Here is a 21,850-nt window from a genome sequence, read left to right on the forward strand (position 1 = left end):
ATTGGCGCTATATTAATCTTGTGAAGCGCTAAAATTATTTCTAACTTTAAAGCAATTAATTCAAAATAAAACAACTAGAATGAATATTTGCTTTATAATGTACCCTTGGGAACAAATTGATCCTGAAAACGATACAAGTCTAGCCTTAATTAAGGAATGTGCAAAACGTGGTCACGGAGTCGCAATGTGTACACCATCTAATTTAACGATTAGAGACAGTGTAACCAATGCCTTTTGTAACGTTGTTGGACGAATGGATAAAGTGCCGTCCACCTTAAAATCATTTTATAACAAGGTAAAGTTACGGGAGGAAATGTTACCATTAGCAGGATTTGATGCGATTTTTTTCAGAGCAAACCCTCCCTTAGATCCATTGATGTTGAATTTTTTAGACTCTGTAAAAGATGATGTATTCATTATAAATTCACTTCAAGGTATGCGTGAAGCTAATAATAAACTTTATACCGCGGCTTTTGGAGATGCTCATAGTAACATCATTCCTAACACCCATGTTTCTAAAAATAAAAAATATTTAGTTCAGCAAATAAAAGAATCAAAGGCAGATAAAATGATATTAAAACCACTAAATGGTTTTGGTGGATCTGGAGTAATACTCATTGAGAAATCTGCAATGAACAATATCAATTCTCTGTTAGATTTCTATATTTCTTCTGGAGATGGTACTTCTAATTATGTTATTCTACAAGATTATATCGAAGGCGCAGATCAAGGTGATGTTAGAGTTTTATTGTTAAACGGCGAACCTGTTGGTGCCATGAAACGTATACCGGGTTCAGAAGATCATCGTTCCAACGTTTCTGCTGGTGGAAGCATTGCCAAACATACGTTGACGAAAGAAGAAAAAGCCCTTTGTAAACAAATTGGTCCGAAATTAGTAAAAGATGGTTTGTATTTTGTTGGTATTGATGTTATTGGCGGGAAGTTAGTTGAAGTCAACGTTATGTCACCCGGAGGTATTACGTATATTAATAAAGTTTATAAAAATAAAACCCGGGTAGAGGAGAAGGTTATCGATTTTTTAGAAAGTAAGGTTTTAGATCAATTACAAGCGTTTGATAGGCGCACTCGATTAAGAAAGGCTGTTGATGAAGCATAGAGTTAACTTGCTAGTGGTGTGTATGTCGCACAAGAATATTTAAATATGAAAATAAATAAGATTCCAAATTTAGTTTCTGCTGATTGGCTGAATAATAATATACATGCTAGCAACTTAATTGTACTAGATGCCACAATTAATAAAGTTATAGATGCCGCTTCAATAAGAATACCTAATGCACGATTTTTAGACATCAAAAAGAAGTTCAGTGATACTTCGGCACCGTTTCCAAGCACGCTGCCATCAAAAGAACAGTTTCAAAATGAAGCTCAACTTTTAGGTATTAATCAAGATGCTGTTATTGTGGTTTACGATGATAAAGGTATTTACTCCAGTGCTAGAATTTGGTGGTTATTCAAGGTGTTTGGTTTTGATACTGTTGCTGTTTTAAATGGGGGACTTCCACAGTGGCAAGAACTAGATTACTCCGTTGAAAGTTATAAAAATGAAACGTATGATCAAGGAAATTTTGTTGCTAAATATCATCCTGATTTAATGACAAATTTTAAAGGCATAAATAAATTTAGTATCGAAACGGATACGCTTATAATCGATGCACGTTCAGCGGATCGCTTTAATTGTAAAGTTGATGAGCCTAAGGAGGGTTTAAGACGGGGCACAATTCCAAATTCAAAAAATATTCCTTATACGACATTACTAAATGGATATGAGCTAAAATCTAAAGTAGAACTTTCAAAAATCTTGAATAACTTAGTAGATGATAAAACGAATTTGGTGTTTAGTTGTGGTTCAGGTATTACGGCCTGTATTTTAGCTTTAGCAGCAACCATCTGTGATTATAAAAATTTAGTAGTCTATGACGGTTCATGGACTGAATACGGAAGTTTAACTTAATATAAAATCACCCCTACTTTTTGGGTTGTAAGTATGAATACAATCGACTGGACAAGAGACGAACTTGTCGCTTATATTTTATTATTTGCTGCTAATGCAGATTTTAAAGAATTATATAAAGAACGGGAAATAATAATTTCTAAAATAGATAAGACAACATTTCAAGATATACATGACGAATTTAATGGTGATAATGACTATCAAGGCATTAAAAAAATTACGTTGAGTTTAGATCAGCATAATTATAACAAAGATGAATTGGATATGCTATTAGAAGATATAAAAGTTCTATTTTTTTCCAACAAAGAATTCACTGTTTTAGAGCAAAATATGCTACGTTTTTTAAAACGTTTATTAAAAAAGTAACTATGCAAAAACTTTCCATAGCGCAGATCATTTCAAATATTGAAAACGAAAATATTTTTCATGCGGTTGCCGACGACTATTCATTTACTTTAAAAATAGATCATTATGTACCGTATGCTTGCGCCGCTGTACATGATGGTCATCAATTTAGAAAAGAACTCTGGGAAAATTGTTTGCATAATCAATATGAACGTTGGTATGAAGAAGATCCCGAAACAAAGAACATGGTAAAGTCGCATCCGATTGTAATTGCTGGTTGCGACTCACGTTTTGAGTATGATCTCAATCGAACACCTGAAGAAGCCGTTTTTGAAACCGCTTGGGGAAAAGAACTTTGGAAACAACCTTTATCTAAAACAGAAAAAGATAAAAGTTTACAAAAACACGCTAATTTCTATAAGGTAGTTTTTGCTTTAATTTCTAAATTAGAAGATAAATTTGGCACTTGTGTCGTCTATGATATGCACAGTTATAACTGGAGACGTTGGGATAGGGAAGTACCAACGTGGAATTTGGGAACTGTAAATATCGATAATGACCGGTTTAGAAATGAAGTAGAATCTTGGAGAGAAGCCTTAGCAAGTATAGAGTTTCCACATAAAATAAAGCAAACGGCAAAAATTAATGACACCTTTCAGGGTAACGGATATTTTTTAAAGTACATCACCAATAATTTTAAAAATACCTTAGTGCTTGCAACCGAAATCGCGAAAATTTATTGCGATGAATATCAGCAAATTATATTTCCAGAAGTAGTTACTGCAGTTGAAAAGCAGTTAAAAATTCTGCTAAAGGAGCATGCCAATAATTTTTATAAATCGTATTCTTAAAGTATGAGTAAAACTGAAGTAAATATTATCGATCCATCTATATTAGAAGATTTATGTAACAATGTAACAGATGGCAAACCCGTAAATTTTGAGTTGCCTAATCACGGTATTTTACATATCGATAAATTATTACCATTTATATGCGTTTATAGATACAGTGAGCTCGATTTTTATTTTGCGCGTGTTATAAAAACACAAGCGTCTTATATTATTGTTGATGACAATACGGATATTTCACATCTATTAGAAGGCATACGGTTAATAATGTCAGCAAAATTCGAAACATTTTTAGTATTAGAATGTTGGCCAATATCGAGCGAGGATTATACGACTTTTGAGATATTTTGTCCTGCTGGAAAAGCTCCGAGCACCGTAAAAGCCTTAGAAAAAGGATTCAAATCCTTAAATGAAACCTATCCTAATATTGCTGTTGAAGTTAATGATACACATGCCAGATATCCAGATCAATTAGAGCCTTTACTTAATGTTGAAGAATCGAAGAAAACCGGAACCTTAGTTATAGGATTAGGAATTCCTACACTGTATAAAAACAGTAAAACAAATGAGCTATACGCCTTGTTTTTTCGTGAATTTTATTCAGTATTTTCAGAAACCATAAAACGTGCTATTCACGAATTTATAAGAGTGCAAACCACTGATGATTTTGAAAATTATTTGATGTTTGGTAAGACAAACATTGATGAAATTACGTTAACATCGGATGCCGAGTTAGCAGAAATCAGTGAAGGCATGTCCTTTTTGCTTCGTACAACACCAGTTAACAGTAATGAAGAGTGGACCAATTTTAAGAAAAATGAATTTAAGAAGACACCAGAATTCAAATATCGACTTATCTCTTTAGATTCCGAAATTGAAAAACGAAAACTCTATAATATACCTATTGATAAAGTTGATGATCCTACAATAGCGTTTATTTTAAGAGGGAAACGTTTGGAAATCGAAAAGCAGCTGACCATGCTCGAAGAAAGAGGAACGAAAAATTTTCGTTTCGTTGGTGAGAGTTTGTACGGTGTAATTAAAAAGAACGTATTAGAAGAAGCTAAACATATTTTAGCAGTTTACCCAAAGCGTGAAGAACGAAAAAGCAAGGAGCGCTTTAACTGTCACGAATTTGCAGCGCATGCACAAAAAGAGCTCGATTATTACAATACTAAATTTCCAAATCTAGATTTAACGTTAGAAATTAGAAATGATGTTGCCGGTATTATGGTTTCAAAATCAAAACTATTAATTAATAATGAAATTAATTTAGATGCTAATCGTTGCGATGCTCTAATTCAACATGAAGTGGGTACGCATATCTTAACTTACTGTAATGGAAAGCGACAACCGTTACAACAAATGTACGAAGGTTTTGAAGGTTACGATCAATTACAAGAAGGCCTCGCGGTTATTGCAGAATATTTGGTTGGCGGACTAACCGTGAACAGATTACGACTATTAGCTGGGCGTGTAATTGCGGTAGAATCAATGGTAAATGGGGCAACGTTTATTAGAACTTTTAACTTACTTCGTAAAGAATATGGATTTAGTGACCGTATATCTTATTACATTTCAATGCGTGTTTATCGTGGTGGAGGTTTAACTAAAGATGCTGTTTATTTAGCCGGATTAATAGACTTAATGGCCTATTTAAAAGCTGGTGGAAATTTAGAAAACCTTTATACAGGCAAATTCAATATTACCCATATTGAGCTAATTGAAGAGTTATTGTATAGAAAAGTTTTGAAACAACCAGAATTACCTCGTTTTCTAGAACGAGAAAGTGTAAAAGAGCGATTTAAAAAATTGAGAAATGGTATAGATATTACGGAGCTAGTAAACTGATTAAATCAAAACATTATGAAAATAGCTTTTATTATAAATGACCACGATACCGAAAAACCAAACTACACCACGCCAGGATTAGGATATGCTGCCTACAAAAGAGGACATGATGTTTATTTTATTGGTGTGGGGGAATTGTCTTACGCTTCAAAAGGGCACCTGTCGGTACGATGTAAAACGGCTAGTGAAGCAAAATTTAATTCACAAGAAACGTACTTTAAAGCCGTTCAAAAGGCAGAATTCACAAGAATAAGTTCAGAAAAATTAGATGTTCTTTTTCTAAGGAATAATCCTGCTGACGAAATTGGGACAAGAAGTTGGGCCTATAGCGCAGCTTTTATTTTCGGAGAAATTGCGATGCGCAATGGCGTATTGGTTATTAATCATCCATCGAGTTTGGCGGTTGCTGTGAATAAAATGTATTTTCAACATTTTCCAGAAGTGGTGAGGCCTAAAACTATTATTTCTAGAGATCATGATGAGATTAAAGCTTTTTTCAAGAAACAAAAGCAAAAAATGATTCTTAAACCGCTTCAAGGTTCAGGAGGAACAAATGTGTTTATGATGGATAAGAAGAATGAACACAATCTTTCTCAAACCATTGATGCTATTTCACGAGACGGTTTTGTAATTGCTCAAGAATACCTAGAGGAAGCTACAAAAGGAGACACACGTTTGTTTCTTATGAATGGTAAACCTTTAGAGGTTAATGGTAAGTATGCAATGATGCAACGGGTTAACGCTACGGACGATATTAGAAGTAATATCCATGCCGGTGGAAAACCCGAGGCCGTTAAAATGACCGATCAAATTATGGAGCTTGCTGAAATAGTTAGACCAAAACTTGTTCAAGATGGTATGTTTTTGGTGGGTATAGATATTGTAGGAAATAAATTAATGGAAATTAATGTATTCAGTCCTGGTGGTCTAAATGTTTCAGGACAGATGTATGGTGAGGATTTTTTCACACCAGTTATAGAATCCATTGAAAAGAAAGTTAATTTTAAGAAAATTTATCCCGATTACCTATATAACAGTAGGTTGGCTACGTTGTAAGTTTTAAATGGTATTTGTAGTATTAAACCGTCCATGTTTTTATGGATTTACTTACATTTTTCGAAAACTTTGATCTTTAGTAATTCTTAATGTTATATGATTTTCTTAATACTGAAGTGGCTGAATACTACATATTTCAGTCGGTTTCATGTCTTGTAATGCATAATCCCCAATTCTAACTCTTACTAATCTTAAAGTAGGATATCCAACTTTGGCTGTCATTCTCCGAACCTGTCTAAATTTACCTTCGGTTATAGAAATGGATAGCCATGATGTTGGTCCATGTTTTTCATCTCGCACAAAACGTTCGATAATATGCGATGTATCATCTAAAATATGTGCTTTACTCGGTTTTGTTTTATATAGTTTTCCTTCTACAGATATTTCAATTCCACGCTGTAGTTCTAAAACAGCTTTAGGTGTTATTTTACCATCTACCATAACATGATATTCTTTTTCAATCTTAGAACTAGTGATATGATTACTGAATTTTCCGTCTGTTGTAAGCAATAATAAACCTTCAGATTTTTCATCTAAACGACCGACGGCCATTACATTATCTGATAAAGTAAAAAGTTGGCTCAACAACTTTTTATTTCGTCTTTTGTTTTGGTGGTTTACAAATTGACTTAAATAACCATAAGGTTTGTATATCTTATAATAACTGTGTTTCATTACCACCAAGTTATGAAACATTTTTTAAGTTTAGTATTATTATATTTCAACCATAACAATGGTGAACGTTGTGATTTAATATGTTCTTCTATAATCACAATGGCTTCTGTATAGGGCAGCCATGTCACATTGTTATGAGGATTAATTAACCAATCTAATTTTGTTGGAATATGGAACTCTAAATCAACTAAGGTAGAAATTTCATTAAACGACAAATAAAAACCACTTATACACTCTTGGTTAAGTGGTTCTATATTAAAATTATCATTAGAATAAGGTAAAAAAAGTTGTGCTTTAAAACAAACGCGCTGCTTAGCATTTTTAATATCAACATTCAATTGTGATAAATGTTCGCTGGTCTCTTTTCTATATAATAACGGAAATTGCTTCGCTCTTAGTTTGTCTAATTTATAAAGTAATGTGTCTTTGCGATTAGGACCTATCCAATAAGCAAGTGGATCGCTATATTCATGAAGAGTATCGTACAAATAAAATTTATATACAATTTCTAAATGATATAATGTTCCGTTACTGGCATAAACGGCATCAAGTTCTCCAATTGTTCTCTGACCTTTTTGAATCTGAAGATTTTCTAAAATCCATTGAACAGCGTTATCATGTTTAAGTTGAAAAAAAACAAATTCCTCAACAAGTTTTCCTAAACGCGTATTCTGAAATTGTGTATTATTTAAGGGAGAGGTTGAGGGGTGGAGTAATACCTGCTCAAATTCAAATACGCTATCATTGTTAAATAAGACAGGTGTATTATTATAACCCTTAAAACGTAATATTGAACTCATTTTAACTAATGTCCATAATTCGATAAAAGTATGAATAATTTATTCACTTCTTTCGTCCATTTAGGTTATAATAATTTTTAATAATTGCTGTTTAAGGCTTTTTTATTTCTGCACTATCTATATTAAAGTAATCTAGAACTTCGGTAACATTTGTAATATGCTCTGTTTTTGATCCGTTAATAATGATAGCTCCAATAAATGATTTAGGATTATTTTCTAATATAGTCACGTAGTCATTGGTGCTAAAATTTGAGTCCTCTGTGGTATTTTCCACTCGAGAAAAATCTATAAAGTCTTTAACTTTAATATTAAGTTCTATTGATAAATCTTGCCATTGCGTAGGTGTTAACATTGTCTTGTTAAGATTAATCATGAGTATATCTTTTCCTGACGATTCTAAATAACCCTCTAGCTGTTTGCCAAAATCTGATTCACTTGCATAGATGCAATTAATTTGGTCTTTATCTCTACTAATTACTCCCATAACCTTCTTTTAAAACGTTTTCATTTTATCCTTACGCTTTTCTAATTGACGCAAAAGTTCATTTACAGTCTCAGAAATAGCGTCATTGAAGTTTTCATGTGATGACTCAGCAAATAGCCGAGGTCCAGGTGCACTTAATCTAATGCCGCACTTTTTACCTGTCTCATCACTACTCGTATTTTCTGATTTAAAAAAGACATCAGCTCTTATAACAAAATCATATCTCTCAAACAGATTTTCTAATTTCTCTTTCGCAAAAGTTTCTAATCTATCGCTTTTTGTAATATCGTGATATTCAAATATAATATTCTTCATAATTTGTAGTATTTTAATATTTATAAAATTAAATAAGTCTTAGGTGCTTAATTAACTTAAATAAGATAATCTTTGACGTAATAAAAGAGTTAAGGCCATTGGGGCTAAAAATAGATTATAAATAGAATTAAATTAAAAGCCACAATTTTTAGTTCGTGGCTTTAGAATAATCTTATTTAAAAAAAACGTGTTCAGTTTAAAGTTAAACTTATTTAATCATAAGTTTTTGTATGCGCTTATTACCAGATTCCGTTTTAAGTTCTACGATATAAATTCCAGAATTTAAGTGGCTAGTATTTATAATCTGCTGCGTTGAGGAAATATCTAATTGTTTTGTTACTACCGTACGACCATGAATATCGTACAGATTAAGCCATGTCTTACCTAATAATTCTCCAATTATTTCTACGGTACGATTTTTCTGATTAGCTATAATCATAAGGTCTTCAAACGAAACCTTATCAGTACTAAGTGTTTCACTTTCAAAATTTAAAAAGAAGCGCCCATTACTCGTTAAATTTGTAGTTGTTGTGAATGTGTAATTTTCTGAACTTAATAAAGTAAAAGTATTAGTGCTAGCGTCTTCTAAATACACATTTATAGAATCTGGTAAATTTGATTCAGAGATATTAATAGTAATTTCTTGACCTCTAATAGCATGTATTCCTAATGCTACTTTTCCATTTATTAGAGCAGAGTCATTTAATGATTGTATTGTTAACGGTGTATCGTCATTATCTGCTAAAAAAGTGTATAAAGAAAACGGAGGTGGTGTGTTGCCATAAAAAGCAGCGTCATAACCAGGGTCTAAGCCCGTTGAGGCATTATTATTAAAATATAAATCTGTATAAAAATCGGAATTTATGGTACTAGCTTTTAATTTCAAATGACCATAATTTTGTGATACCGTTCTTCCCGAAATAAAATCGTCCGCAGAGCCTTTAACCCGAATTTCGGGGGCGAAAGTGATGGTTCCTCCACCAGATTTGCTTTTTACAAAGAAACCTTGCCCTGGTGCAATTAATTGCCCTGTATCTATATTATTAAGATTTAGTATCGTCCATCCGTTAGACGAATCCCCGTCATACCCATATATAGCCTGATAGGCACCGATATTTAATTGGGTTCTAATAGTATTAAAAAATGTATCAAAATCGATATAAGAAGAATACGGATTACCGATTAAGTTCCATCCGTCAAAAGAAGATCCAGATGTTGTAATATTTCGAGATACAACTCCCGTTTCAATGCCGCCATAAAAAGTTAGAGTCGTGCCGTTTAAGGCATCTTCGGAGGTGTCTCTTGCGGCTCTATATCCTTCTCCATTGATAAGCGTGGTATTGTCATTGGCCATCGTTGAATAAATTTCATATTCACCGGTAAACTCGTTAAATGGACCGAATAATTTTTGTTGAGTGTTATTAGGATTTTCGTAAAGATTAGGATTGTTAGAGGAAAAATTTCCAAAATTTTCTCCAGTTAAAGGAGAAGAAATTAAATCATTCCCTGTAACTCCATTATAACCATTAACATGCCTCTTGTAAAAAATATTCCCTGTGCTAGAGCCATTAACAATTAAACTAGAATATTTGTTTGAAATTGAGTTTAAATTTACTTGTCCATTTACGGTTAAATTACCATTGACAGTTAAACTTCCACCTTCAAGAATTTCTATACTGCCTTCCGATGACACTTCGTAATCACCATTTATAATCATTGTTTCATCTACACCTATTAAAATGTTTCTACAATTAGAAGGGGCAGTAAATACATTAACGTCTTTATAGAAACTATTATAGCCATCGGTAAAATCTGCTTCTATATCTACTTCAAGTCCATCAGCATCTAAGCCCGTTAAAGTGAGTGTCTGTGGACTATTAGTGATAGGAAAAGTCTGTTCATTAATAATTAAAGTACCAGTTGCAGGTGGATTGCTATAAGTCACTGTTAACTCTTGTGAATAGGTATTGTCTGTAATATTACAAGTTGATTGAGTTTCTGCAACGATAGTATCAATGGTTGTAAAATTATCATAAGGTAAAAACTGCATTAAACTTGCCTTTGGAGTTGTATTTACATCTGCTCCGTTACTAAATTGTGTGTTTCCACCACGTCCTCTTAAGTGAATACGATACAAGTCGTTGGTACCATCACTATACAATTGTAATCTTAGAGCTTCAGCGTATACTGGTGCTTCATTGGTGCCATCCCATTCATATATTGCCGTATCAGACCAGTTATTACCGGTACTGTTATCAATCCATCCTCCTTGGCCTTCTTCAATGGTATGCCACACACCATTTCTCAAATAGCTAACGCGCCACATTGTATATTGTTGACGTTGATTAGGGTAGGAGCCTCCAAAAGTTATATAATTTACAAATTTAGGACTTGGCCAATCCACTCTCCAATAGAACCCATTCTCAGCATTTACGGTTCCTAAATTACTGCCAGATCCATTGAGCGGAACCCCATATTCAGAGAACTGTGTGATAACCTTATAATCATCTACCGATGGATCGTAAAGTATATCTAAAGGTGTGCCTCGGCCAGAACTGACCGATCCACTAAGTTGTGCTGAAGTTAAAAGTGCTAAATTACTAACAGGATTTGGTCCGTTAGGAGTATTTGTACTATTACCGTCTAACTGGTCTATCCAGGCTTCAATAAGATCCACTGCTGGTTGATCTATAATCGTTTTAGCCAGGGGTGGCATCATAACATTGGGATTAACGCTGTTCATGCGATGATACAATATAGATTTTGAAGCATCTCCTGCGTAAACAATTTCTTCGTTCGGATCAATATTTAAAGGGTTTAGTATTCCAGCCGTTAATAATTCTGTAGCTTCCAGACTATTAAAAACGCGCAAATCAAATTCGGCTCTATTACTATTGTCATGTCTGTGACAGTAAGCGCAATTTAAATCTAGGTAAGATCTTGCTTTTTCATTAATTGTTGCCTCTGGGTCTTGTAGCGATTTATTAGATAAAATATTAGGTGTATCAGTATCCGTAATAGGTTGGTCGAGAATGCCAAGATGACTTAATGTTACTAATTGATTGCTGATTTGACCAGATGAATCATGTGTAGAATAATCATATTCTGTATTTAAATATCTTGCTCTTAGTCCCAGATTACCTTTATTTGCATCATTGTGGCAATCTATACATTCTGAATTTGACGGAAAATGCCACATTTGAGTTCTAGTACCACCTCCAATGGTAGTAATTTCTACGGGCTCATTTAGGCTCGTGGTTTGCAACACGGCGTCGGTTTGATCATCATTCCAATTATAGGTTAAAAAATACATCTTACCGTCGTTACCCATAACGGAGAATCTTGTTTCTATTTTCTTTATTATGGACGAATCATTATCGTCAATTGGTAAGTCAAACTGTTTAATGACTACAGTACCTGGAGGAAATTCCCATTCACCATATTCAGAATATTTTATTTGTTCGGCTGGGCCACTATGCACTCCATCATTATTTGGAACGGCAATCCATCGTTTTTTTAAGGCCCCATCAGACCAAAATGACTCATAGAGTTCGTATGGTACAAAACCATCAATAGGGGTTAAGGTCGTTGCCGGGTCTAAAGTTGGTAAATTTGTAAATATACCTGTTTCAGAAAGTAATATAGGTGCAGCCCCTCCGCCATTAACATCATCGTCTATTAATTTGAAAATATTAGTTGGATTTCCAAGTTTTAAAAGATAGAGCTCTCCATCATTATCTTCTCCAAAAGAAATAACATCTGTTAATGTTGCAATTTCTACATACTGCCCTGTAGTAACATCTACAGAAAATATTTCATCACCACTTCCGTAATCTGCGCAAATATATTTCCCATACAATTCAGGTATGCCAGTGCCACGATAAACAAATCCACCAGTAATTGAGTTAGCATCACTACTGCTAAAGGCCGACATAGGTTGTTTATGAGGCATTAAATTAAAAAGATTACCGTTAGGGTCACAACCAGGCCCATCAATTAAGCCTTCATATTCCGGCCAACCATAATTTACACCAGCTTCTAAGATATCAATTTCTTCTTGAGAGTCTAATCCAACATCACCAATGTAGAATGTACCTGTTAACTTATCTTTGGTCATTCTAAAAGGGTTTCTTAATCCTAAAGCGTAATATTCTTCATAGAAATCGCCTACTAAATAAACATCATTAGGGTCTGATGTGGTTAAATTTGGCTGCCCATATATACTAGTTAAAGAGCCTGGTGTACTATCGGAAAAAGGATTATCATTTGGTATAAAATATTCTAATCCAGAGATTTCACCTGGTAAAAATTCTGGACAAGAAGGATTACCTGCATTGTAAAGTGGATTAGGGATAGGGATCGATTGTTTTTTTCTGATAGGTGCATGACTAATTGAACCACCCTTTTTATCGACATCGAGTCTTAAAACTCCTCCAGCAAGATTATTAGCAATATCTTGAGCTCTACTCCAAGATCCCATTTCGCCAGTTGTAAGATATAGAAAGCCATCGTTACCAAAATCTAAACCACCACCATAATGAGTAGTACCGTACATTTTATTCCTTAAAATCGTAGTACGCGAATTAGTCACGACAGTCATTGTATTAGGATTGACTTCAAACTTTTCTAAAATTAAAAAATTACCTTGAAATTCATTGTCACTGTATGTACAACTTTGACCAGTATATTGTCCAAAACCAGGAAGATCTTGACCACAACCATTTTTTGTAGTATAATAAACGTAGAAGAAGTTTTTTGGATTGGTCGGTGCATCAAATTCTGGATGTATCGTAAGACCTAAGAAGCCACCATCGGAAACTAAACCAACTTCACCCGAAAGATCTAGTAGAACATTTTTATCTGTAGTGGTTTCATCATTATCAAATGTAAAAATTACACCGTTAAGTTGCCCTAATACAACAGTCTCCTGATTAGGGACCATCTTAAAAGTAATAGGGTAGAAAAATGTTAAATTTGGAAATGCAACTCTATAAGTTGCGTCCAGTTCGGTATCAATAGATTCTGGAAAAACACCATTTGCAAATGGTGCTATCGGTTTGGCGGAATTTAAACCTGACCCTGAAAAATAGGGAATGGCATTAAATAAGAACACTGAAGTAAAAATGACTAAAGCAACTCTAACCTTAAAAGATTTGGACTTAATAAAGGATTTTAAACTTCCAAAGTGTTCTTTGGAAATATGATTTCTCATTATTTTACGTATATATGTTTGATTAATAGCAAAGTAAAGATATTGAATAGTGAGGAATAAAGCGATAATAATTATCATAAAGTATTGAACATTTCGATTAATGTTCAATAAAACCGACTAATGTAAGTATCACATTTTTAATGTTTTATGATAAAAAAATAAAAGAAATCTTAGTAACTGAGAATAAATGTTATCGTATTTTTTAGAAAATCATTGGATTATTAACTTTTCTATACGTTTAACATTTCCTTGAGAGACCACTTCAACTAAATAAATACCAGTACTTAATTGAGATACATCAATAATTTGTTCGGTGATGTAGTTGTCAAGTTTTTTAGAATTTACAATTTTACCATTAATATCGTACAAATTGAGAACCATTTGCTGTTGTATTAACCCATCTATAATTATAGCTTTTTGGGATGAACTTGTATAAATTTTTAAGAGGTTTATGGTATGCTCTTTTAAATGAAGTGGATTTAATTCAAATCTTAAATAAAAACGTCCAATTCCAGAAATATCATTGAAGGTGGTAAAGGTATAATCTTGATCTGTTAATAAAGTAAAAGTATTAGTTTGTGTATCTTCTAGATAAACATTTGTGGAAATTGGAAGCGTAGATTCTGAAATCGAAATTGTAACATCGTTACCCTGTTGTGCATTAATGCCTAAAGCTATGGGAATATTGTTAGAATGATTAGTTCCTAAAGCCTGTATAGCCATAAACGAACCTGCGTTGTCTTCTACTAATTTTGAATAGATTGAAAAGTCAGGTACATTGCCCTGAAACAGAGCGGCGTCATAACCAAGATCTAAACCTGCAGTGGCATTATTATGAAAATGAATTCGGGTATTAAAACGGTCTGAATTTGAGTTGTTTATTTCTAGTTTTATAAAGCCTTCTAGTGTGTTGTTATTAGAATTTCTACCTGAAATAAAATCATCAGAAGCTCCTTTTACTCGCATTTCTGATGTAAATGTTATAATACCACCTCCTGGCTTAGTTTTTACAAAGAAGCCCTGTCCTGGTGCTATCAGCTGACCAGTGCTTAGATTATTTAATATCGTCCAGCCGTTAGCGGTGTCTCCCTGATACCCATAAATAGCTTGATAAGCTCCAATATCTAATTGGGATTGATTCAAATTAAAGAATGTTGTGAAATCAATATAAGAAGGGTAGGGATTACCAATTAAGTTCCAACCACTGAATGACGCTAAAGATTCTGTAATTGGTAATGTAAAACCTTCTGTTTCTACGTTACCTGTAAACGTAATGGTCGTTCCGCTAATACCATCTTCATTAGCATCTCTTGCTGCTCTATAACCCATGCCTTTGTTTAAAGTAGTGGTTGCATTGGATGTTGTAGAATAAATGAGATATTCTCCAGTGGGTTCATCAAAAGGTCCGAATAATTTCTGACTTGCATTTTCAGGATTTTCATATAGATTAGGGTTTGCAAGTGAAAAATTTTCAAATGTTTGTCCGGTAAATGGTGAGGACACCAAATCATTACCAGCAGGACCATTTATAAAAGCATTAATATGACGTTTGTAAGACACATTTCCTGTACTTGTGCCTTTCACAATTAAATTAGAAAACTTAGTGGATATGGACTCTAATTGTAGCGCACCGTTATTGATTAGATTTCCATTTACAATTAAGCTAGCACCTTCTTTTACAATAACTGTAGCACCACTGCGTATTTCCATATCGTTAACCGTGGTAATATTATCTTCATCTATTATAAATGTGCCATTGGCGATAATAATATTTCTATCTCCAGAAAATTCATCTGGGGGACCATCGTTATATATCCATGTGCTATCGCAATATACAATAGTGTTGCTCGAAATAGGAACCCCACAATTATTGCCTGGCGAAAGATATTGTATTAACGTCGCTTTTGGTGTTGTAGCGTTATCATTTGTGTTATTAGAAATCCCTCCACGTCCTCTTAAATGAATACTGACGAGATCAGCAAAACCATCACTATACAATTGCACTCTCAAAGCATCTGCTTCTATTGGATTTTGTGTAGCTCCTCCCCATTGATATATACCGCTATCAATCCAACCTCCTTGACCTTGTTGTAGTATTATCCAATTGCCATCATACCGATAGCTAATTCTCCATTTGGTGTTAGGCTGAGGTTGGTTGGGGTAGGTGCCTCCAAATGTGATATAATTAATATATTTAACATTAGGCCAATTAACTTGCCATTTATAGCCATTATGAACATCGGGCCGACCGATATTTAAATTATGCGAAACCCCATATTCATTATAAGCCGTAGTTATAAAATAATCATTTATTGCAGGATCATATAAAATGTCTAGTGGCGTGCCTTTCCCTGAGATTACACTTCCACTTAAAGTGGCTTCAGGTAATAATGCCAAATTTATAGCGTCGTTTGGTAAATTATCTGGTATGTTGCCCAAGCTACAAATCGATGGAGCTTCAAAAGCATTTAGCTTTTCAAAGTTACAAGTAGGGTCATCGGTAAAAAACACATTTAAATCGACTTCAAATCCATTGGCATCTAAGTTTGTTAGCGTTATGGTTTGTGGACTTGTGGTTATAGGAAATAATTGTCCGTTTACATTTAAATTTCCTGTTGAAGGGGGATTAATATAATGAACAGTTATATCTTGAGTAAACGTATCTGTTAATTCATTACAAATGCCTTGAGCGGATAAGGAGACATCTAAAATTGGGCAATTATGATAGTAGATAATTTTTAATTTAGCAGGACTGTTACCTTCGTAAGAACCAGCAGTGCGTCGTCCAGAACCTGTAAGCATAAACGATATTGAATTTCCTGAGGTCCAGCCAGGCTGGGCTATAACTTCATCGATAATTGGTTTTAAATTTGGTGTTCTTTCATAAAATCCCGCAATATCATTTGATCCCCAACGTTTAATATTAGTCCACGACACTGAATTTATAGTTCTTTGTCTAGCAGAAATATTATTGATCTCCGAACTAAAAGTATTGCTATTAGATGCCAATTCTCCATGAATAACTAAGTCAGTAGGATCAAGATAACGACTATAATTATCTGAAGTAAATTGAACATATGCTCTAACTATTGTTGCCGAATTTGGAATAGAAAGTTCGTCAAATCTTACTCCCACTATTTGATCACTAGAATCATAAATTAATTCTAAATCGCTACTATCTAAATACATAGATCCGGTTGTTATATCTTCTTCGGCATCATCGTTACCTGTACTAACTGTAGTTGTGAATTCCTCAATAAGATTTATGTCTAAGCCATCGCAATTACATGTACCATCTTCAATATCGAAGGCTGTTAATGGGTTGCCATCATCACAAGGAATGTTGGCTTCTGGACATGTTGAGTCTACTGCATTCTTTATAGTTATCACATCGCCGGTGGTAGGAGAAAAAACATCTAGAAGTGACGGTAACGTAAAAGGGTCGGTATTAGAAACTTCACCGACTACAATTGCATTGTTAACATTAATAGTTCTGAATTCTATTTTAAGAGGATCAACAAAAATGAGTTTAAATTGATTAAATGACCCTGAATTTCTTGTCCAACTTTTGTCATCATCATTGGGTCTCAACGGTGCACCCCAACAGCCTTCACCTGTATAGACGGTACCATTAACTTGTTCAGTGACAAAACCTTCATCATTATCAGGGCCTGAAGTAGGCATAACAGGCCATGTGGTTTTGGACATATGTGAATCACATTCTACTACGAGACGCACTTGTTCATCATAAAATAACTGTGCCCATGCATTATATTGATTGTTGTTCTCTGCTTTCCAGGCGGAATGTGGACGCATCGGTTTGTGATATTGCGCCATTTTCCATTTCACGTTTGCGTGCGATGGTGACGATAGATCATTTTCTAACCAAGTTTTTTGATTTCCTAAAACTGAAATTTCAGTATTTAGAGTATAGGCTCTAATTAAATTATTTCCGAAGGTAATAGCATAATAAGAATCTGAATTTGGAGTATCAAATAAATTATATATTGTTGAAGCATCAGATTCGTGATTACCTCGCGCTGGAATAATCGGAAACATTCTGCCATCGCTTGCAATAGTTGCTTGCCAATCATCAAACCAATTTTGCCATTGGAAAGCATTATTATCATCGGTCATATCCCCACCGAAAAAAACGGCGTGAGGCTTTAATTTACTCACTAAAATGTTGGCATTTTCTCTTGGGTTTCTATTATTTCTAGAATCACCACCGGCAATAAATGAGAGTCGACTATCATCGTCTGGTGCTGTTCTAAACCAAAATCTTTGGCTCGTGCTATTGCTATCTTTTATTATAAAATAATAGTTGGTATTTGGGGATAACCCACTCAATCGGACAAATCGATTATCCATGTCTTTATAGAAAACTGTTCTGTCAACGGTTTTAGAGTTTGTATATAATAAGTGATTTGTTCCATGATCTACCGAGTCGAAATACACAATAGAATTGTTGCCTGATACTTGATTCCATCCAATTGTTATTGTCGATGAAGGATTATCTGCAATCATAATACGATACTTATCTGTGTCGGCGAAACCAAAAAACACACTTAAAAATAATAATGAGGATATGAGTTTATTAGTTTTCATGCCATTTTAATTTTAAGAGGTTGTTTTACACGCTTCATTTCTAACAAGAGAACGATTAGAGGCAAAATGCCGTGTGCCAATCTATAAACAGTTAAATATGTAGATCCATGTAAGGTGCTTGCTATGAAATCGCTATTAAAACCAGAAATGAGTCGAGCAAAAGCAGTAATGAAACCCCAAAATATCATGTATCCAAGTGCATATCTTGATAATTTCGGAACAAATGCCATGATTGCCATGAACACATCTAAAAAGCCTATCATAAATAAAAATTGAGAAGCTTGTGTTTCATTTACTCCGAGAAGTATTATCGTCATATCTATAAAATGTCCTGGACGATATGGAATTGCCATAGCTAACAATCCGTGCGGTATGAAGGTAAGCGCAATTGATACCTTTAAACTAAATATTAAATTCTTATTTTTTGGATTCATATTGACACCTTTCCATAATAAAAATGGTGCTGTCAATTGAATACTCATTTCAAAAAGTTGAAGAAAATCATAATTTCGATCTTTTACCATACAAATGGCTAAAAGCAATAATAACCATAATCCTAATCCAACAAAAAAGCGTTTTATAGGCTGCCATTTTATTTGATTCCAAAGCAAACTGCAAATTGCAGCCATTAAAAAAATTATACTATTTAATTTTGTAAAGCCTTCTATCCAACTATTAACGGGTGAACTTGTTGCATATTCAAACCAAGTATAATTAAAAACATCTTCAACAATTGGTGTTAATAAGCTTTCATCCCAGAGTATGGCTCTATATGGCCCTCCAAAAAAATAAAGCTGATAGGCTCTACCAATAAATACGGCAAATGCGCATATTTTTACGAGCGATATTATTTTGGGTTTATTCATTCACAGCACTTAAACTTAACGATTTTACCCTTTAACTGCTTTTATTATCGATTAATAGAATATAAATCCTTTGAATTGATATATTCTATTTACTTTTCCGTCAAAATATTTTGTAAAATATAGAAATCCAGTTAATTAGGACTTTTTTTTGTTTTGTGAGTAGCTTTTAATTGTACCAACAATTGAAATTATTATAGTAACAGATAAATAAGACATTATTCTAAAGCTTGTAAGCACATTTAAATTTTTTATGTCATAAAAAAAGTGACGAGTAAACGTCACTTTTTTAATTCTGTTAAAGACACTTCTATTAGGATTTCAGGAAATCTAAAAGCATAGTGTTTAATTCGTCTTTGTGTGTAATATTTAATCCATGTGGACCATTCTCAATAACTTTATAGGTATTGTTTTTAATACTTATAGCGGCTTGGTCTCCAGCTGTTGATTTAGGTACAATGTTATCTGCATCACCATGAACTATTAGTGTATGTACGTCCACATTTTTAAGTTCTGTTCTAAAATCAGTTTCAGCCCAAGCTTTGGCAGTTTGTATAGTGGCAACGGGTGAGGCATGAGGTGCAATACTCCAATCATAATGCAATTGGGCTTCACTAACCGTTATATCATTTTTTTTATAATTATAAAAATTCTTATGAAAATCCTTAAGAAAACCAACACGATCTTTTTGTAATGCTTCTACAATTTTATCTAATTCTTCTTTGGGTACGCCATCAGGATTGTCACCCTTTTGAGCAACTAATGGAATAATAGAACTTATCAAGGCAACCTTCGCGATATTTGCCGTACCATAATTACTGCAATAGCGTACAACCTCGCCGCCGCCCATAGAAAAACCAACTAAAATAACATCTTTAAGTTCTAATTGATCTATAATAGCTTTTAAATCTGAAGCGAGAGTCGTGTAATCATAATCTCTAAAAGGAGCATATGAGTGGCCAAATCCGCGACGATCATAAGCAATACACCTATATCCTGCTCGGCAATTGCCCACATTTGATGCTCCCATGATTTATGACTCAATGGCCATCCATGTATTAGTATAACGGGTTGTCCTTGTCCGTAATCTTCAAAAAATATATCGATATTTTGTGTCTCCGTTTTATTTGTTAAAAATGGCATAGTTATTTTTTTATTCGTGATTTTCTGAATCTTCTAAATGATCATTATGGCCACTTCCTTGACTGTAAAGTTGATTTTCTTCATCCTTAAGTTTATTGGTATTGGTGGCTTTTGTACTAGGAATATTTCGTCCTGGTACATCTAATTCTTTACCTGTAAAATCTACGGGACGTTCTCTATTTGTAAACTGAACATCATCTCCTTTGTGATCTGTGCGTTGTTCTACCGTACGCTCACCTAACTTATTTAAATCTTGTTTGGTAATATCTGCATTATAGCTTTTATCCGTTTTTTTCGATTTATTCTTATTGCTTTCCATAATATCATTTTTATAGTTTTTTAAAAATAAATCATATAGCAAATCTTAATTAGCTGATTTGATAGTAAAATTGGCTTGTTTGGTAAATAGCAGCGTAATCCTAAACCAATTAAGAACAAAATTTTATGTAGGAGAGCTAAATACCGTAATCGAAATTAAAGCTAAATATTAGGTGTGATTACGATTTAAAACAGCACATTTTAATTATCAATCAATATTGCTATAGTTTTTAAAAAGAAAAATTCAATGCTCAATATGAATATATAGGTCATCCAAAAGAATAGATCGATAACTTATAAAAAGATAGTGCCACTTGAAACTCAAGTGGCACCTGCTAATTTGAAAACTTTTTTTAACTATCTATAATAACTTTGACTAGTACCTTTCGTACAGGCACAATTACTAACACCTTGCAAAAAGTCTAGACCAATTGTTACCATGTGTGTCCCAGAATTATAACCAGATAAATCATTTAAAGTCAGTTGGTATGAGTATGCAAAAAAGAACTTATTGAAAGTGATTCCTCCAATAGGACCAACATTTAAAGGTTTAAAAAATTGATCATTAAGAAAGCGGTACGACCCTCCTACAAAATAATAATCTCCTTTTCTATTAAATTTTCGATATTTAAAATTTACATCTGTACTGGAACGTTTGTCACTATCGAACATTTGGACAAATACAGAAGGTTCAAATTCAACATCTTTGTTTTGTTTACTTTTAATAACTAACCCTGAATACAATTGATAATTTAAAAGTTGAATTGGCTCAACACCTTCATATTTTTCTATGTCTTTTTTCATGATGTTGTTAGCATTTAAACTAAAGTAGAATGCCTTCCATCGGTATAAGAAACCAGCATCAAAATTATTATTAGAAACACCTCTGTCATTCGTAATGGCAGGATCTATAATTGGAATATCGTAAGTGGTGTTAAAATCTTCAATAGCAACTCTAAAACTGTTAATGTTATATGACAATCCAAAGGATAAAAATTGTTTCGATTTATAATCTAACGTTAAATGGTGAGCAAAAGAAAATTTGACACCTTTTTGACGCGTATTTCCATTCTTATCGTTATATGCTGAAATACCAGCTCCCGATCTATTTCCTATCCTAATATCTCCATATATCGATTGGTTGTCTGGCGCATTTTTAATACCAACCCATTGGGTTAATCCATTTGCTCTAATTTTAACATTATCTCCAATACCAGCATACGTTGGAGAAATAACGAAATCGTTATCCGCTAAATATTGTGTAAATACTGGTAAGTTTAATTCTTGGCCAAAGCTATTCGCAAAAACCAATAAAAGAATGTATAGTGTGAATTTTTTCATAAGGTAATTTCTTTAATGT

Annotated in this window: 16 protein-coding genes; 6 read left to right on the forward strand and 10 right to left on the reverse strand. The window is 33.6% G+C overall.

The annotated features are described in order from the left end of the window. The first annotated feature begins 79 nt into the window (after positions 1 to 79). The 6 genes from gshB to QMA06_RS12765 are packed head-to-tail and all read left to right on the forward strand — an operon-like array spanning position 80 to position 6,072. Complete coding sequence (gshB, locus tag QMA06_RS12740; RefSeq protein WP_290207252.1) at positions 80 to 1,117, forward strand: glutathione synthase; 1,038 nt, start codon at positions 80 to 82, stop codon at positions 1,115 to 1,117. A 45-nt stretch (positions 1,118 to 1,162) separates the two neighbouring features. Continuing rightward, positions 1,163 to 1,972, forward strand: a complete 810-nt coding sequence (locus tag QMA06_RS12745; protein ID WP_290207253.1) for a sulfurtransferase — start codon at positions 1,163 to 1,165, stop codon at positions 1,970 to 1,972. A gap of 33 nt (positions 1,973 to 2,005) precedes the next feature. Next, entirely contained in the window at positions 2,006 to 2,338 is a 333-nt protein-coding gene (locus tag QMA06_RS12750) for a hypothetical protein (protein ID WP_290207254.1), read from the forward strand. 2 nt (positions 2,339 to 2,340) lie between these two features. Beyond that, positions 2,341 to 3,168: an N-formylglutamate amidohydrolase gene (locus QMA06_RS12755; protein WP_290207255.1), complete on the forward strand. Its 828-nt coding sequence runs from the start codon at positions 2,341 to 2,343 to the stop codon at positions 3,166 to 3,168. Positions 3,169 to 3,171: 3 nt separating this feature from the next. Then, entirely contained in the window at positions 3,172 to 5,016 is a 1,845-nt protein-coding gene (locus QMA06_RS12760) for a flavohemoglobin expression-modulating QEGLA motif protein (RefSeq protein WP_290207256.1), read from the forward strand. Between the two features lie 15 nt (positions 5,017 to 5,031). Continuing rightward, on the forward strand, positions 5,032 to 6,072 hold the full coding sequence (locus QMA06_RS12765; RefSeq protein WP_290207257.1) for a glutathione synthetase: 1,041 nt from the start codon (positions 5,032 to 5,034) through the stop codon (positions 6,070 to 6,072). A 105-nt stretch (positions 6,073 to 6,177) separates the two neighbouring features. Here QMA06_RS12765 and QMA06_RS12770 read toward each other — a convergent pair whose 3' ends face one another. The 10 genes from QMA06_RS12770 to QMA06_RS12815 form a co-directional block, all read right to left on the reverse strand. Next, positions 6,178 to 6,747 carry a pseudouridine synthase gene (locus QMA06_RS12770; protein ID WP_290207258.1) on the reverse strand — a complete coding sequence of 190 codons (570 nt, stop codon included), beginning with the start codon at positions 6,745 to 6,747 and terminating at the stop codon, positions 6,178 to 6,180. Beyond that, on the reverse strand, positions 6,747 to 7,547 hold the full coding sequence (locus QMA06_RS12775; RefSeq protein WP_290207259.1) for a DUF1853 family protein: 801 nt from the start codon (positions 7,545 to 7,547) through the stop codon (positions 6,747 to 6,749). The genes QMA06_RS12770 and QMA06_RS12775 overlap by 1 nt, the downstream gene beginning before the upstream one ends. Before the next feature lie 91 nt (positions 7,548 to 7,638). After that, positions 7,639 to 8,031: a hypothetical protein gene (locus QMA06_RS12780; protein WP_290207260.1), complete on the reverse strand. Its 393-nt coding sequence runs from the start codon at positions 8,029 to 8,031 to the stop codon at positions 7,639 to 7,641. Positions 8,032 to 8,040: 9 nt separating this feature from the next. Next, on the reverse strand, positions 8,041 to 8,346 hold the full coding sequence (gene hpf, locus QMA06_RS12785) for a ribosome hibernation-promoting factor, HPF/YfiA family (RefSeq protein WP_290207261.1): 306 nt from the start codon (positions 8,344 to 8,346) through the stop codon (positions 8,041 to 8,043). 208 nt (positions 8,347 to 8,554) lie between these two features. Further along, positions 8,555 to 13,558, reverse strand: coding sequence for a PQQ-dependent sugar dehydrogenase (locus QMA06_RS12790; protein ID WP_290207262.1), 5,004 nt, complete (start codon positions 13,556 to 13,558; stop codon positions 8,555 to 8,557). Positions 13,559 to 13,768: 210 nt separating this feature from the next. Next, on the reverse strand, positions 13,769 to 18,166 hold the full coding sequence (locus tag QMA06_RS12795) for a fibronectin type III domain-containing protein (protein ID WP_290207263.1): 4,398 nt from the start codon (positions 18,164 to 18,166) through the stop codon (positions 13,769 to 13,771). Beyond that, entirely contained in the window at positions 18,163 to 19,032 is an 870-nt protein-coding gene (locus tag QMA06_RS12800) for a hypothetical protein (protein ID WP_290207264.1), read from the reverse strand. The genes QMA06_RS12795 and QMA06_RS12800 overlap by 4 nt, the downstream gene beginning before the upstream one ends. A gap of 310 nt (positions 19,033 to 19,342) precedes the next feature. Further along, complete coding sequence (locus QMA06_RS12805) at positions 19,343 to 20,059, reverse strand: alpha/beta fold hydrolase (protein WP_318036604.1); 717 nt, start codon at positions 20,057 to 20,059, stop codon at positions 19,343 to 19,345. Positions 20,060 to 20,182: 123 nt separating this feature from the next. After that, positions 20,183 to 20,491: a hypothetical protein gene (locus QMA06_RS12810; protein WP_290207265.1), complete on the reverse strand. Its 309-nt coding sequence runs from the start codon at positions 20,489 to 20,491 to the stop codon at positions 20,183 to 20,185. Between the two features lie 356 nt (positions 20,492 to 20,847). Further along, positions 20,848 to 21,831: a PorP/SprF family type IX secretion system membrane protein gene (locus QMA06_RS12815; RefSeq protein WP_290207266.1), complete on the reverse strand. Its 984-nt coding sequence runs from the start codon at positions 21,829 to 21,831 to the stop codon at positions 20,848 to 20,850. Between the last annotated feature and the right edge of the window lie 19 nt (positions 21,832 to 21,850).

Source organism: Winogradskyella bathintestinalis, assembly GCF_030407435.1.
In the GTDB taxonomy this organism is placed as follows: domain Bacteria; phylum Bacteroidota; class Bacteroidia; order Flavobacteriales; family Flavobacteriaceae; genus Winogradskyella; species Winogradskyella bathintestinalis.

Bases quoted from the DNA above. Each gene is read 5' to 3' on its own strand.
- gshB (WP_290207252.1), top strand. From the start codon at position 80: ATGAATATTTGCTTTATAATGTACCCTTGGGAACAAATTGATCCTGAA.
- QMA06_RS12745 (WP_290207253.1), top strand. From the start codon at position 1,163: ATGAAAATAAATAAGATTCCAAATTTAGTTTCTGCTGATTGGCTGAAT.
- QMA06_RS12750 (WP_290207254.1), top strand. From the start codon at position 2,006: ATGAATACAATCGACTGGACAAGAGACGAACTTGTCGCTTATATTTTA.
- QMA06_RS12755 (WP_290207255.1), top strand. From the start codon at position 2,341: ATGCAAAAACTTTCCATAGCGCAGATCATTTCAAATATTGAAAACGAA.
- QMA06_RS12760 (WP_290207256.1), top strand. From the start codon at position 3,172: ATGAGTAAAACTGAAGTAAATATTATCGATCCATCTATATTAGAAGAT.
- QMA06_RS12765 (WP_290207257.1), top strand. From the start codon at position 5,032: ATGAAAATAGCTTTTATTATAAATGACCACGATACCGAAAAACCAAAC.
- QMA06_RS12770 (WP_290207258.1), bottom strand. From the start codon at position 6,747: ATGAAACACAGTTATTATAAGATATACAAACCTTATGGTTATTTAAGT.
- QMA06_RS12775 (WP_290207259.1), bottom strand. From the start codon at position 7,547: ATGAGTTCAATATTACGTTTTAAGGGTTATAATAATACACCTGTCTTA.
- QMA06_RS12780 (WP_290207260.1), bottom strand. From the start codon at position 8,031: ATGGGAGTAATTAGTAGAGATAAAGACCAAATTAATTGCATCTATGCA.
- hpf (WP_290207261.1), bottom strand. From the start codon at position 8,346: ATGAAGAATATTATATTTGAATATCACGATATTACAAAAAGCGATAGA.
- QMA06_RS12790 (WP_290207262.1), bottom strand. From the start codon at position 13,558: ATGAGAAATCATATTTCCAAAGAACACTTTGGAAGTTTAAAATCCTTT.
- QMA06_RS12795 (WP_290207263.1), bottom strand. From the start codon at position 18,166: ATGAAAACTAATAAACTCATATCCTCATTATTATTTTTAAGTGTGTTT.
- QMA06_RS12800 (WP_290207264.1), bottom strand. From the start codon at position 19,032: ATGAATAAACCCAAAATAATATCGCTCGTAAAAATATGCGCATTTGCC.
- QMA06_RS12805 (WP_318036604.1), bottom strand. From the start codon at position 20,059: ATGGGAGCATCAAATGTGGGCAATTGCCGAGCAGGATATAGGTGTATT.
- QMA06_RS12810 (WP_290207265.1), bottom strand. From the start codon at position 20,491: ATGGAAAGCAATAAGAATAAATCGAAAAAAACGGATAAAAGCTATAAT.
- QMA06_RS12815 (WP_290207266.1), bottom strand. From the start codon at position 21,831: ATGAAAAAATTCACACTATACATTCTTTTATTGGTTTTTGCGAATAGC.